A 14,450-nucleotide genomic window follows, 5' to 3' on the forward strand; every position below is an offset into this window, starting at 1 on the left:
CCAGCGTAACGGTTACGACAACCGGGCCTCGCCCTTCGCCCCCGAGGGGCCCCGCCTCGCCCGTACCCAGGGGGGTCAGGGGGAGGCCGGGGCCGAGTTCTTCGTGTCCTGGGGGGTCGCGTCGGCGCCGTCGTCGGAGGTGGCCAGCCAGGTGCCGACGCCCACCGCGGCGACGAGCACGGCCGCCGCCACCCCCAGGGTGATGCGCCGCCGGCGGGCGGAGGCGCGGTGCCGGGCGGACCCGGGACGGGGCGCGCCCGCCGCGCGGGGCGCCCGAGCCGTTCCCCGGGCCCCGCCGGCCAGCTCGTCGGGCGCCGGCACCCGCATCGAGGTGTGGGTGTCCCGGTTCGAGTCGGGCGCGGCCCCCGGCACCAGGGGTACGGCCCCGCGCCGCTCACGCGCCGCGGCGGGCGCGGGCGGCTCCGCGGTCTCCTCGTACTCCTCGTCCCCGTCCGCGGACTCCGCGTCCGGGGAGTCCACGTCCAGGGGCGGCATCCCGGCCAGCAGCGGCAGCTGCTCCCGCAGCCGTGCCCCCATCTCGGACGCCCGCAGCCGGGACGCCGGCGCCTTCGCCAGGCACTGCACGATCAGCTGCCACAGCTCGTCCGGGATGCCCGGGAGCGGGACCACGGTCTCCGTGACATGGCGTCGCAGGACCGCGCCGGGGTGTCCGCCCCCGAAGGGCGTGAACCCGGCGAGCAGTTCGTAGAGCACGGTCGCCAGGGCGTAGATGTCGACGGCGGCGCGCGGCGGCAGGCCCTCGATGATCTCGGGCGCCAGGTAGTCCGGCGTGCCGATGATCTTCGTGACCCGGGTCCGGCGCGGCGAGTCGATGAGCTTGGCCACACCGAAGTCGGTCAGGAGGGCCGGGTGGGAGCCGCCGGGGCCGAGCGGGCCCTGCATGTCGAGCAGGACGTTCTCGGGCTTCACGTCGCGGTGGACGACCCCGGCGGCGTGCGCGGCGGCGAGTCCGTCCGCGACGTCGGCGACGATCGCGACCGCGGCCTCGGGGGCGAGCCGCCGCTCCCGGTCGAGCCGGGTGCGCAGGTCGGTGCCCCGTACGAGGTCCATGACGAGGGCGAGGTCGTTGCCGTCCACCACCAGGTCGCGCACCGCCACCACGTGGGGATCGTCGAGACCGAGCAGTGCGGTGCGCTCCTGCACGAAGCGCCCCACCAGCTCCTGGTCGGACGCGAGGTCCTCGCGCAGCAGCTTGATGGCGACGGGCCCCTCGGGTCCCTCGCCCAGCCACACCGTGCCGGCGCTCCCCCGCCCCAGGATCTGGTGCGCGGTGTACCTGCTGCCGATCTTGCGTGCCAAGACTGCTCCTACAGACGCGTGTTGCCGCTTAAAGTACGCGCCCGCGGAGCCAACCTTCACTCCCGAGACCGAAATCACCCGTCAGTTGTCGACAAATCCCCAGAGTCAGTTGCCTGAGGGGTTCTTCGAGCCGAGATCTCCGACCCAGCTGCTGACCTGGTGGTACGTGTGGGTCAGCTCGCCCCAGAAACTCCTGGTGGATCCGATCCAGTGCTGGAGGGGACTGAATTCCCAGACCAGCCAGCCGGCGACGAACAGGATGATGATCGTGAACAGGCATCCCTTGAGGCAGCCGAGCCCCGGGATCTTCATGGGGTTGGAACTGCGCTGCCGGGGCTCGCGCGGCTGACGCGGCGCGGGCTGCTGGGGCCGCTGCTGCTCGGGCGCGTACCGCTGCGGCTGGGGCTGCTGCTGGGGCGCGGGGGCGTAGCGCTGCGGCTGCTGCTGCCCGTACTGCTGCTGTTGTTGCTGCTGCTGCCCCTGCGGATAGCCGTAGCCCGGCGGCGGCTGCTGGCCGCGCTGCGGACGCTGCTGCTGGGGCTGCTGCTGCGGTCGTGCGACCTGCCGCTGGGGGCGGCGGCGCAGCGGGTCCTCGTTCGGGTCGAGGTACTGGACCTGCGTCTGTTCGTTGCGGTCACGGGCCGCGCGCAGCTGGTTCTGCCAGGGGTGCGGGTCCTCGCCCTGGCCGCCCGGTCCGCCCGGCTGGTGCTGCGGCACGGGCGGCAGCACGGCGGTCGGGTCGGCCGCGCCGGAGGTGTGCGGCAGCACGCTGGTCGCGCCGTACGGGTCGTAGGAGGCCGCACCTTGCGGGAGCACCTGCGTGGGGTCGGCCGCGCCGGGCATGTCCGGGACGGGCGCCGGGGCCGGGTCGGGGGCGAGCAGGGCGCCCACACCGTCGGCGGCGGCGATCTGCGCGGGGGTCGCGTGCACCCCGACACCGGCGGCGACGGCACGCAGTCCGCGCGCGAGGTTCTCGGCGCTGGGCCGCTCGTCCGGGTTCTTGCGCAGGCAGCGCTCTATGACCGTCCACAGCGGGTCCGGGACGGTCGAGGGGCGGCGCGGTTCGGCGCTCAGGTGCTGGTGCAGCACTTCGAGGGCGGACCCGCCGGCGAACGGCGGGCGCCCGGTGACCAGCTCGTACATCAGGATGCCGGCGCCGTAGATGTCGACGGCGGACGTCTGCGGGCGTCCCTCCGCGGACTCCGGGGCGACATACGCGGGCGTGCCGACGAATTCGTGGGTGCGGGTGAGGCCGGGGGAATCGGCGAGCCGCGCGATGCCGAAGTCGGTCAGCATCGGGTGCATCCCGCCGGCGTCCTGCTTGAGCAGGACGTTCGCGGGCTTCAGGTCGCGGTGCACGACGCCGTCGGCGTGGCTGGCGGCGAGCGCGTCGGCGACCTGGGCGGTGAGGAGGGCGGCGGCGACGGGCGAGAACGGCCCGTTCTCGCGCAGGTAGCGGTGCAGATCGGGGCCGTCGACCAGGTCCATGACGAGGGCGAGGAGATCGCCTTCGACGACGAGGTCGCGTACGCGCACGATGTTCGGGTGGGTCAGGCGCAGCAGCACCGACCGCTCGCGGAGGAACCGCATCACGATGTCGGCGTCGCTCGCGAGCTCTTCCTTCAGGACCTTGATCGCCACGGTCTCGCCGGGCTGCCCGGCGACGGCCGCCTCGGCGCCCGCGGTCTCCCGCTGGCGGGCTCGCCAGACCGTGCCTGTGGCGCCGCGCCCCAGCGGCTCCTCAAGGAGGTACTTGCTCCCTACCGGCCGCACGTCATGCGCTCCCTGTTGCTTGCTTGCCTGGTCCGTCCACCGTGATCACCGTGGTACAGGAGTTTCCGACCCACTGTAGTGCCGCCCTGGCCGGCACCGCGCTGTCCTCCTCGTGTGCTTTCCCATAGGTCCCATGCGCACCTGTGGTCCGCATAAGCGCTTACGTATGCGTTCCCGTCCGCGTTCGACGGTCCACGGAAAGTCGCTCGCTCATGTTCGACGGAAAGACGCTCACTCCGGTCACTTGGTTGCCGGGGCCGGGCGTGACCGATCTCAAGCGGACAGCGGCCGGGCACTGGTCAGGCACTTTTACGGGCAGAGCCGACCAATCAAGATCACTTACGGGTGGGGGGCGGGCGTGTTGTCGGTGGCAGGTGCGAGGATGCCTCCAGTACTGGCCGACGTGCCCGTGTGCGGTGGGGGGATCTGCGGTGGGGGACCGCAGCGCAGCCTCGTCCTCGTCGCGGACACCTGCGCGGAAGGGACCCCTGACGGCGATGCAGATCCGGCTGACCGTCGTAGACCCGCTGGGCCCGCCCTCGGAGCCGCGGGGGCGAGCCACCGCCTGCGATGTGCTGGTCACCGCGCCCGCCGGGACGGCGCTGGCCGCGGTCGCGTCGGGGCTGGCCGCGGCGGTCGGGGGAAGCGGGGGTGCCTCCCAGGGCGAGCGGGGCCGTGAGCCGGGCGGGGGCCAGATCGTGCTCTACGCGGGCGCCGAGCGGCTCGACGCCCAGCGCTGCACCCTCGGCGAACCGCCGCTGACCGACGGCGCCGTGCTCTGTCTGGGCGCACCCGCCGAGCCGGGTCCCGACCTGGACGACGTCTCGGCCCAGCTCCACGTGGTCGCGGGACCCGACGCCGGCGGTGTGCACCTGCTGCACGGCGGCCAGATCCGGGTCGGCCGCTCCGCGGACGCCGACGTGCCCCTGGACGACCCGGACGTGTCCCGCCTGCACTGCGCGGTCACCGTCACCCCCGAGGGCCGCGTCTCGGTCGCCGACATCGGCTCCACGAACGGCACGACACTCGACGGCTCCCGCGTCGGCAGCCGCCCGGTCCCCTTCACCGAGGGCGCGCTGCTGCGCGTCGGCGAGTCCGCCCTGCGGCTCGCCCCGCCGGGAGGTCCGGGCGTCGTGGAGACGGCTCCGGACGGCGAAGGCCATGTAAGGGTGCGGGCCGGGTCGGCCGAGGACGGTCGCTCCGGGGTCGACGGGTTCGGCAGACACGGCGACCCGGCGGGCGCCGGCACCGCCGCCCGGCCGGACACGGCCTCCGCGCCCCCGGGCCGCTCCCCCGCGGAGGTCTCGCGGGGCGACTCCGCCACCGGACCGAACACACCCTCCTCCGCTTCGCCGGGTTCCCCGCAGGGCGCGCAGCCCCCGCGCGGTGCCGTGCCCCACGCGCGCGGGGAGAGCGCCTCCCTCGCGCAGGGAGGCGCCCTTCCGCCCGTTGGCGGGACGCATCACGCCTACGGGACCGCGGAGTGGGGGGCCTCCGGTGGCGGCGTCCCCGGAGCGCTGGAGCACGGACGGGCGGTGCCCCTGGCCGTGCCCGAGCATGGCGAGGCACCCCGGATCGAGAGCAGGCCGCGGGGCGCCACGGCGCAGGGCCACGGTTTCGGCCCCGGCGCGTCCACGCGCGGGGCGGGTCGCCCCGGCGGTCCCACGGAGACCTCCGACGCGTCCGGCACCCCCGGGGCGGACATCCCGGGTGCGCGCAAAGGCACGCCACCGCGGGGCACGGACATCCCGCCGGGGGTGCGCAGGCGGGGCGGCATCGGCGCGTGGGCCCGGCGTCTGGCCGGCGGCCGCGGAGGACCGGCCGGGACCGCCCAGGAGGCGTACGACGACGGAACCGTGGCGGTGGACGAACTCCCTCCCGCCGTGCGGCGGTCGCCCGAGAGCTGGCCCGACCCGGCGACCCTGCTGCTCACCGCGCTGGGCCCGGGTCCCCGGCTGTGGGAGCGGGGCCCCGGACACCCCGAGGCGCTGACGGTGCGGCTGGGCACGGCCGACCGGACGGCGCCGGACGGCTCGGGCCTGCTCCCCGCGGTACCGGTGACCGCCGGACTGCGGGAGGCCGGCTCGCTGGGCCTGGCCGGACCGCGCGCGCGTCTCGCGGGGCTGGCCCGCGCGGTCGTCGCGCAGCTCGCCGCGCTGCACTCCCCCGACACCCTGGAAATCGTCCTCATCAGCACCGACCGGGCCCGCACGGTGGAGGAGCGCAGCGCCGAGTGGTCCTGGCTCGGCTGGCTCCCCCATCTGCGCCCCGCCCACGGCCAGGACTGCCGTCTCCTTCTCGCGTACGACCGCGACCAGGCGGCGGCGCGCACCGACGAACTCCTGCGCCGCCTAGAGGACCACCTGGCGGAGGCGGTGGTCGCGCCGGGCGGCGGTGGCCCGCTGTCCAGAAGCGCCGGCGCGACGGTTCCGGCCGCCCGGTCCGGGACGCACGACGACGGCGAGCGCGTCGCCCCGGTCGGCGACGACGGCCCGCGGGGCGCGCTGCGGCGGCCCTCCTGGGCGCGGGAGGACTGCACGGACGACGGCTACGACGGCCCGTACACAGTGGTCGTCGTGGACGGGGACCCCGGGGGCGCCGACCTGCGGGAGGCCGTGATGCGCCTCGCGCACGACGGCTCGCGGGCCGGAATCCATCTGGTGTGCCTCGCCGAGACCGCGGCGGCCTCGCCCGCGTCGCCGGTGACGGAGACGTACGAAGCGGCCTGCGAGGCCTCGCCGGCCTTCCGCGAGTGCGGGGCGGTGGCGCTGCTCAGCGGCGACGTGGCCACGGCACTGCGGCTGATGCGGGTGGCACCGGGCGGTACCGGCGAGCGCTCCCCGGAGGGCGCGCCGCACGCGGGGGCCTTCCACAGCGACTCCCGGTACGGCGGACTCGACAGCGCCGGACCCGACCGCGCCGGACGGGGACCCACCGGGCCCGCGCACTCCGGATCACCGCGCTCCGGGCCCGCGCACACCGCGCCGTCGCATTCCGGTCCCCGACAGGACGGATCCACCCACACGGGCATCCCGCACCCCGGATCCGCAAGGCGAACGGGTCCCGGAGGCACGTCCACACCCGCCGACGCCACCGCGCCGCGCACGGGCCGTACGTCCTCCGGAACGGCCGGACAGCTGCCGCGCGGCCCCGTGGGCCATGGCACCGTCGCCGCCGTGGACGCCGTGTCCCTCGCCTGGGCCGAGCGGTTCGCCCGGTCCCTCGCCCCGCTCCGGACGGACGGAGCGCTCGGGGACCGGCACACGCGCGTGTCCGCGCCCCTGCCCCAGATGGCGCGCCTGCTCGACGAGTTGGGACTGGCGCGGGCAACCCCCGCCTCCCTGATGACGCGTTGGGCGGACGCCGCGGACGACTCCGAGGCGTTCGGCGGCCGGGCGCGGGCCGTGCTCGGCGCGGGCCCGCGCGGCCCCGTCGCCGTCGACCTGCCCGTCGAGGGCCCGCACCTGCTGATCGAGGGGCCGCCCGGCAGCGGCCGTACGGAACTGCTGCGCTCGGTCGCCGCGTCCCTCGCCGCCGCCGAGCGGCCCGACCGGCTCGGAATAGTCCTGATGGACGGACGCGACGGCACGGGAGGCCATGGCGCGGCGAACGGCGGCGAAGGACTTCAGGTCTGCACGGACCTGCCGCACGTCATCACCCACCTCACGGCCAACGACCCTGTGCGGATGCGGGAGTTCGCCCAGTCGCTGAGTGCCGAGCTGAAGCGGCGGTCCGAGCTGCTGGGCCGGCTCGGCTTCGCGGAGTGGCACGCCGGGCGCACGGTGCCCGGCCGGATCGTGGCCCAGCGCTCCGCCGGGACCTCGTCGGGCGGGACCTCGTCCCTGGGCGCCTCGGACCTCGACACACCGCCCAGCTCGACGCTGCGGCTGCGGCCCGCCGCCGCGCGGCAGCGGACGGAGCCGGGGCCGCCGCTGGCCCGCCTGGTCGTGGTCGTCGACGACCTGGACGCCCTGCTTTCACCGCCGCTCGGGTCCCCGGGACGCCCGGCGGCCGGTTCGGTCGTACGGGCGCTGGAGGCCGTCGCCCGGGAAGGGGACCGGCTCGGGGTGCACCTCGTGGCGGCGTCCGGCGTCGGCGGCCGTACGGCGGCGTCCGAACTGGCGCGTTCCGCCGCGCTGCGCGTCACCCTCGACGCACCGCTGCCCGGACCCGAGGAACCCGCCCCCGGGCGGGGCCGGCTGCTCCGTCCGGACGGCCGGGAGACGCCGTTCCAGGGCGGGCGGGTCACCGGCCGCATTCCCCGTACGGCCACACTCCGCCCCACGGTCGTCCCCCTGGAGTGGCACCGCATGGGCGACCCGCCGGCCCGCCGCCCGGTCCGCGAGCTGGGAAACGGACCCACGGACCTGGCCCTGCTCGCCAGCGCCCTGGAGCGAGCCGCACGTTCCGTCTCCGCGGTCGAGGTGCCCTCGCTGCTCTAGGGCCTGTCTGACGATTCGCGTCGGATCAGGCCGCAGCGTCCGGAGCCGTGCGTCGCAAGGTGGAGGGTCGCCCTCGTACTGGGCGTACTCGGGCGTGCCCGACAACGCGGCGTGGGGGTCCCCCCTGCTCGAAGAGCTCGGGGGAGTGCGGTGCCGGGCGCCGCGGGCCCGGCGGGAATCGCCGGACGGGACCTGTCCCACGCGTCACGGGCCCTCGTTGCTCCAGCCCACGCGTCCCGCGGGCCGAAGCAGCGCCGGCCCACGCGTCACGGGGGCCGGCGCTGCTTCGGCCCGCGGGTCACGGGGGCCGGCGCTGCTTCGGCCCGCGGGTCACGTGGTGCGCGCACCTACCGCACGCGTGTCACGGGGCTTCCTCGGGATCCGCGCGTCACCGCGCGGGTCCCGTCGCTGTACGCGGACCGGGGACACGGGGAAGGCCGGCTCACCTCTTTGGTGCGCTTCGGCATAAGTGACCCCACGTCACGACCCAATCACGATCGCCCACTTGACAGCACCGGTGGTCTTGCCGCCCCCGAGCGACCTGGCGTAGACCGGAGCGCACGGGGCAGCCGCTTTGACGTTCAACGAAGAACGAAGAACGGGGCAGTGATGCGCAGCAATCCTCAGATACGCAGGTCGCCCGATCACTCCACGCGCCGCTCGCGCAGAGTCGCACAGGCCGCCGCGGCCGCCGTCGTCGCGGGCGCTCTCACGCTCACGGCGTGCGGTGGCGGCAACGACGACAAGGCCAAGGGAAACGACAAGGGCACGGGCACGGAGAGCAGCGGCGCCGACGCGGGCTCCGTCACCCTCCCCAAGCTCGACGGCGCCACCCTGGAGGTCGCCGCCGTGTGGACCGGGGCGGAACAGGCCAACTTCAAGAAGGTGCTCGCGGAGTTCGAGAAGCGCACGGGCGCGAAGGTCACCTTCGTACCGGCGCAGGACCCGATCATCAACTTCCTCGGTTCGAAGATCGCGGGCGGAGCGCCCCCGGACGTGGCGCTGCTCCCCCAGGTCGGCGCGGTCAAGCAGGCCGTCGAGAAGAAGTGGGCCAAGCCCGTCGGCGCGGACGCGCAGGCGCAGTTGACGAAGAACTACTCGCAGGGCTGGCAGGACCTCGGCAAGGTCGACGGCAAGCAGTACGCCGTGTATTTCAAGGCCGCCAACAAGTCGCTGGTCTGGTACAACGCCAAGGTCTTCGAGAACGCGGGGGCCAAGGAGCCCACGACCTGGAAGGAGTTCCTGACCGCCGCGCAGACGATCTACGACTCCGGGGTCACCCCCCTCTCGGTCGGCGGCGCCGACGGCTGGACGCTCACCGACTGGTTCGAGAACATCTATCTCTCCCAGGCGGGACCCGAGAAGTACGACCAGCTCGCACAGCACAAGATCAAGTGGACGGACCCGTCCGTGAAGGACGCGCTGACCACGCTCGCCCAGGTGTGGGGCGACAAGAACTTCATCGCGGGCGGCGCGGACGGCGCCCTCCAGACGGAGTTCCCGGCCTCGGTGACCCAGACGTTCACCGGCGGCGACCAGCCGAAGGCGGGCATGGTCTTCGAGGGCGACTTCGTGGGCGTCAACATCGCGGAGACCAAGGCGAAGATCGGGACGGACGCGAAGGTGTTCCCGTTCCCGGCCGTGGGCGACAAGGCGCCCGTGGTGAGCGGCGGCGACGCGGCCGTGCTGCTGAAGGAGTCCAAGGCGGGCCAGGCGCTGCTGACCTTCCTCGCCTCGCCCGACGCGGCGACGATCTGGGCGAAGCTCGGCGGCTATCTCTCCCCCAACAAGGCCGTGGCCGACTCCGCGTATCCGAACATGGTCCAGCGGTCCATGGCCAAGGCGCTGATCGCGGCCGGCGACGACTTCCGCTTCGACATGTCCGACCAGGCCCCGCAGGCCTTCGGCGGCACGCCCGGCAAGGGCGAGTGGAAGGATCTGCAGGACTTCCTGAAGAACCCGAAGAACGTGGCGGGGACACAGGCGAAGCTCGAATCGGACGCCGCAGCGGCCTACAAGGGCTGATCCGGCCATGACGTCGGCAACGGCCGGGGGCACCGCACCGGTGCCCCCGGCCCGTACACGCAAGAGCGTGACCGGGACCCGCAGGACGGTGGTGGCGCTGTTCCTGCTGCCCGCCCTCGTCCTGCTCGGCGCGCTCGTGGTCTACCCGATCGGGTACTCGGTCGTCCGCAGTTTCTACGACCAACAGGGCAAGGGGTTCGCCGGGTTCGACAACTACAAGGCGCTGTTCACCGACGACGGCATCCGCACCGCGCTCAAGAACAACATCATCTGGGTGGTGTTCGCCCCGACGGTCGCGACCGCGCTGGGGCTGGTCTTCGCGGTGCTCACCGAACGGGTGCGCTGGGGAACGGCGTTCAAGCTGGTCGTCTTCATGCCGATGGCGATCTCGATGCTCGCGGCGGGGATCATCTTCCGGCTGGTGTACGACCAGGACCCGGGCAAGGGCGTCGCGAACGCGGTGTGGGTGGGGGTGCACGACACCTTCGCCCCGTCGTCGGCGTTCCCGAAGGCCCACCCGGGCCGGCAGTCGCCGCTGGAGGCCGAGAACGGCGGCTTCATCACCCGGGAGGCCGTGCACACCGGGCAGTCCGTCACCGTCCCGCTCGTCGGTGTCGCCCCGGACCAGATGCCAGGGGGCGCCAAGAAGGCCGTCCAAGCCGCGTCCGAGCCCGGCAGGATCACCGGGACGGCCTGGCAGGACTTCACCCGCGGCAAGGGTGTCGGCCGGCTCGGCCAGGTGGACCCGGGCGAGCTGGGCTACTCCAGGATGAGGATCGAGGCGGTCAAGGACGGCAAGGTCGTCGACACCGCGAAGGTCGGTGACGACGGCACGTTCTCGCTCCCGGGCACGGCGGACGGAGCCCGGCTGCGGCTCCCGGCGAGCAACTTCAAGGAGCCGTACAACGGTGTCGACTGGCTCGGCCCGTCCCTGGTCACCCCGGCCATCATCGGCAGTTACGTCTGGATGTGGGCGGGCTTCGCGATGGTGCTGATCGCGGCGGGGCTCGCGGGAGTGCCGCGCGAGCTGCTCGAGGCGGCCCGGGTCGACGGGGCGAACGAGTGGCAGGTGTTCCGCAGGGTCACCGTGCCCCTGCTCGCGCCGGTGCTCGCGGTGGTCGCCGTGACGCTGATGATCAATGTGCTGAAGGTCTTCGACCTGGTCTTCATCATCGCGCCGGGCTCCTCCCAGGACGACGCGAACGTGCTGGCCCTGGAGCTGTACCGCAAGGGTTTCTCGGAGGACCAGCCGGGCATCGCGAGCGCCATCGCGGTGTTCCTGCTCCTGCTGGTGATCCCGGTGATGCTGTTCAACGTTCGCAGGCTTCGGCGGGAGGTGCGGCGGTGAGCCCAAGCCTCATTTCCGGCCGGGGGTCCGGGGGTTGTCCCCCGGGAAGACACAGCAACGTTCGCAGGCTCGGGCGGGAGGTGCGGCGATGACCACGCATGCCGGACGGCTGGCGGAGACCGTGCCCGCCGCGGCCGTGAACAGGGCCGCGCCCTCGCTCGGTTCGCGGATCGCGAGCCGTGTCAGCGGCGGCGTCCTCCGTGTCTTCCTGCTGCTCGTCGGCCTGTTCTGGCTGGTGCCGACGATCGGGCTGCTGCTGTCGTCGCTGCGCAGGCCCGAGGACATGAGCGCGAGCGGCTGGTGGAAGGTGTTCAGCACGCCCTCGCAACTCACCGTGGACAGCTACCAGAAGCTCCTGGAGAACAGCGACATCACCAACTCGCTGCTCAACACGGTGCTGATCACGGTCCCGGCGACCCTCCTGGTCGTCGTCATCGGCTCGCTCGCGGGCTACGCCTTCGCCTGGATGGAGTTCCCGGGCCGCGACTGGTGGTTCCTCGGAGTGGTCGGGCTGCTGGTCGTTCCCGTGCAGGTGGCGCTGATCCCGATCGCCGAACTCTTCGGGAAGATCGGCGTCTTCGGGTCGATCACCGGTGTGGTCCTCTTCCACGTCGGATACGGCCTGCCCTTCGCGGTGTTCCTGCTGCGGAACTTCTTCGCGGAGATCCCGCGGGAGCTCCTGGAGGCGGCCCGGCTGGACGGCGCGGGTGAACTGCGCCTGTTCGTACGGGTCGTGATGCCGCTCGGCGGTCCCGCCATCGCCTCGCTGGGGATCTTCCAGTGCCTGTGGGTGTGGAACGACATGCTGGTCGCGCTGGTGTTCTCCGACTCGGGGAGCCAGCCCATCACGGTCGCGCTCCAGACGCAGGTACGCCAGTTCGGCAACAACATCGACGTGCTGGCGCCCGGCGCCTTCATCTCGATGGTGATCCCGCTGGCCGTGTTCTTCGCGTTCCAGCGGCAGTTCGTCTCGGGAGTGATGGCGGGCGCGGTCAAGTAGGCAGATCCCACCGGCGTTTGAGGGGCGGGCCGGACACCGGCCCGCCCCTCGCCGTTCACCCGGCATCCCCCGGATGCCACATCTGGCGTAACCAAGTCACCCCTTCGGCCGTTTCCGGGCAGGTATGCCCGCGCCGACCCATGGATGTCCCGTGCCCAGGTTCAGTGTCATCGTCCCCGTGTACAAGGTTCAGGCGTACCTGCACGAGTGCCTTGAATCCGTGCTCGAACAGTCCTACCTGGACCTGGAACTCATCGCCGTCGACGACTGTTCGCCCGACGCCTGCGGGGCCGTCATCGACGAGTTCGCGGCCCGCGACGCCCGCGTCCTCGCCGTGCACCTTCCGGAGAACGTGGGGCTCGGGCGCGCCCGCAACGCCGGTCTCGAACGCGCCACCGGCGACTACCTGATCTTCCTGGACAGCGACGACAGTCTCACTCCGGACGCGCTGCGGGCCATCGCCGACCGGCTGAAGGAGACCGGCGAACCGGACGTCCTGGTCTACGACTACGCGCGTACGTTCTGGTCGGGCGAGGTCGTTCGGAACCAGGTCTCGGCGCAGCTGACCGAGGAGGGCCCGGCACCGTTCCGGCTGGACGAGCGGCCCGGACTGCTCCGGCTGCTGATGGTGGTGTGGAACAAGGCGTACCGCCGGGAGTTCGTCGAGCGCACGGGCCTCACCTTCCCGCCCGGGTACTACGAGGACACGCCCTGGACGTATCCGGCGCTGCTGTCCGCCGAGACGATCGCCACCCTCGACCAGGTCTGTGTGCACTACCGCCAGCGGCGGCACGGCAGCATCCTCGGCACCAGCAGCCATAAGCACTTCGACGTCTTCGAGCAGTACGACCGTGTCTTCGCCCATGTCGACGCGCACCCTGAGCTGGACCGGTGGCGCCCGGTGCTGTTCCGGCGCATGGTCGACCACCTCGCCACGGTGTTCGTGAAGCGGGGCCGGCTGCCGCGCGCCGCCCGGGCCGAGTTCCTGCGCAAGGCCCGTACGCACTACCGCCGTTACCGCGTCCCGGGCCCACCGGTCGGTCCGCGCACCCGGCTGCGGCACGCGCTGGTCGGGCTCGGCACGCATCGCACGTACCGGCTGCTCTCCTTCCTGTCGCGGATCCGCAAGAGAGCCGTGCGGCTGACCGCCGGGCTGCTGCGCGCGGTGCGCGGCGCCGCGCTCCAGTTCCACTACCGCGTGCAGCTCCGTCTCCCGCTGCGCGATGACCGTGCCGTCTTCTCCAGCTACTGGGGCCGGGGCCACGGCTGCAATCCGGGGGCCCTGGAGTCCGCGTTCCGCAGTTTCGCACCGCACATCGGCACGGCGTGGATCGCGCACCTCGAACACCACCACACGATCCCGGCCGCGACAGGCCGGCTGCGTCCCGGCACGGCGGGCTACTGGACGGCGCTCGCCCGCTCCAAGTACCTGGTGAACAACGTCAACTTCGACCGGCGGCTGGTCAAGCGGCCCGGCCAGATCATGATCCAGACCCAGCACGGGACGCCGCTCAAGCGGATGGGGCTCGACCTCCAGGACCGCCCGGCCGCCGCGCGCGGCACCGACTTCGCCGAACTGCTGCGCGGCGCCGACACATGGGACTACTGCCTGTCCGCCAACCGCCACTCCACGCTGGTCTGGGAGCGCGCGTTCCCCTCCTCGTACACGACACTGGAGTACGGGCTGCCGCGCAACGACGTGTTCCAGCAGGCGACTTCGGCCGACGTGGAGGGGCTGCGCGAGTCGCTCGGCATCCCCGCGGGCGCGGTCGCCGTGCTGTACGCGCCGACCCACCGCGACTACCGGCGCACCCAGCGCCGCGCCCTGGACCTGGAGCGGGTGCTGCGCCGGCTGGGTCCGCGCTTCATGGTGCTGACCCGCGCCCATCACACGTACGGGGCGCCGCTCACGGACACGGCGGGCGGCCGGATCGTCGACGTGTCGGGGCACCCGAGCGTCGAGTCGCTGTGCCTCGCCGCGGACGTACTGGTCACCGACTACTCGTCCCTGATGTTCGACTACGCGGTCCTGGACCGGCCGATCGTCGTCCTCGCGGACGACTGGGAGGCGTACGAGGCGGCCCGCGGCACCTACTTCGACCTGCGCGCCTTCCCGCCGGGCGCGGTCGCGCGCGGCGAGGACGAGCTGATCGACATCTTCGCGACCGGTCACTGGCGCGGCTCGCGCTCCGCGCAGCTGCGGGCCGCGTTCCGTGAGCGGTTCTGCCCGTACGACGACGGGCTCGCCGCCGAACGCGTGGTACGGCATGTGGTGCTCGGCGAGCCGGCCTCTGTGCCGCCGTTCGTCCCGTTCGCCGAGCGCCGCCCGGTCCCCTCGGCCGCGGCGGCCCTCCCCCGCGTTCCGGGCTCCGTCCTGCCGCCGGATGGACCCGCCGCCCGGCCGCTCGGAACTGTTCCGGCTCCGGGTGCCGCCGTTCCCCTGGCCGAGACCCTCTGAACCCGACCGAATCCCTCTGAACCGGAGTCCGCGTGCCGTCCAGTCCGTCGCGGCCCACGCCCACCCGGCCCTCCACCTGGCGGC

General features: G+C 73.3%; 7 protein-coding genes. 5 read left to right on the forward strand and 2 right to left on the reverse strand.

Going from position 1 to position 14,450, the window contains the following annotated elements; translation table 11 throughout:
• Window positions 1-75 precede the first annotated feature (75 nt).
• Together ACFYR3_RS35875 and ACFYR3_RS35880 are read right to left on the reverse strand one after the other, a co-directional pair.
• Window positions 76-1,320 (reverse strand): serine/threonine-protein kinase, encoded by a 1,245-nt coding sequence (locus ACFYR3_RS35875; RefSeq protein WP_355848696.1) that lies wholly within the window; start codon window positions 1,318-1,320, stop codon window positions 76-78.
• A 105-nt stretch (window positions 1,321-1,425) separates the two neighbouring features.
• A complete protein-coding gene (locus tag ACFYR3_RS35880; RefSeq protein ID WP_355848693.1) occupies window positions 1,426-3,093 on the reverse strand; it encodes a serine/threonine-protein kinase in 1,668 nt (555 codons plus the stop codon).
• A 497-nt stretch (window positions 3,094-3,590) separates the two neighbouring features.
• Here ACFYR3_RS35880 and ACFYR3_RS35885 point away from each other — a divergent pair, with 497 nt between their 5' ends.
• The 5 genes from ACFYR3_RS35885 to ACFYR3_RS35905 all read left to right on the forward strand — a co-directional run bounded on the left by ACFYR3_RS35885 (window position 3,591) and on the right by ACFYR3_RS35905 (window position 14,366).
• A complete protein-coding gene (locus ACFYR3_RS35885; protein WP_389286143.1) occupies window positions 3,591-7,535 on the forward strand; it encodes an FHA domain-containing protein in 3,945 nt (1,314 codons plus the stop codon).
• A 609-nt stretch (window positions 7,536-8,144) separates the two neighbouring features.
• Entirely contained in the window at window positions 8,145-9,560 is a 1,416-nt protein-coding gene (locus ACFYR3_RS35890; RefSeq protein ID WP_355854934.1) for an extracellular solute-binding protein, read from the forward strand.
• Between the two features lie 7 nt (window positions 9,561-9,567).
• On the forward strand, window positions 9,568-10,908 hold the full coding sequence (locus ACFYR3_RS35895) for a carbohydrate ABC transporter permease (RefSeq protein WP_389286145.1): 1,341 nt from the start codon (window positions 9,568-9,570) through the stop codon (window positions 10,906-10,908).
• 88 nt (window positions 10,909-10,996) lie between these two features.
• The gene (locus ACFYR3_RS35900; RefSeq protein WP_389286147.1) at window positions 10,997-11,908 is read left to right on the forward strand and encodes a carbohydrate ABC transporter permease; all 912 of its coding nucleotides are present in this window, start codon (window positions 10,997-10,999) and stop codon (window positions 11,906-11,908) included.
• 151 nt (window positions 11,909-12,059) lie between these two features.
• Window positions 12,060-14,366: a CDP-glycerol glycerophosphotransferase family protein gene (locus ACFYR3_RS35905; RefSeq protein ID WP_389286149.1), complete on the forward strand. Its 2,307-nt coding sequence runs from the start codon at window positions 12,060-12,062 to the stop codon at window positions 14,364-14,366.
• Window positions 14,367-14,450: the final 84 nt, after the last annotated feature.

Source organism: Streptomyces sp. NPDC005784 (genome assembly GCF_042871525.1).
In the GTDB taxonomy this organism is placed as follows: domain Bacteria; phylum Actinomycetota; class Actinomycetes; order Streptomycetales; family Streptomycetaceae; genus Streptomyces.

What these genes read in the sequence shown, in the direction of transcription:
- ACFYR3_RS35885 (WP_389286143.1), top strand. Translation starts at nt 3,591, where the DNA reads ATGCAGATCCGGCTGACCGTCGTAGACCCGCTGGGCCCGCCCTCGGAG.
- ACFYR3_RS35890 (WP_355854934.1), top strand. Translation starts at nt 8,145, where the DNA reads ATGCGCAGCAATCCTCAGATACGCAGGTCGCCCGATCACTCCACGCGC.
- ACFYR3_RS35895 (WP_389286145.1), top strand. Translation starts at nt 9,568, where the DNA reads ATGACGTCGGCAACGGCCGGGGGCACCGCACCGGTGCCCCCGGCCCGT.
- ACFYR3_RS35900 (WP_389286147.1), top strand. Translation starts at nt 10,997, where the DNA reads ATGACCACGCATGCCGGACGGCTGGCGGAGACCGTGCCCGCCGCGGCC.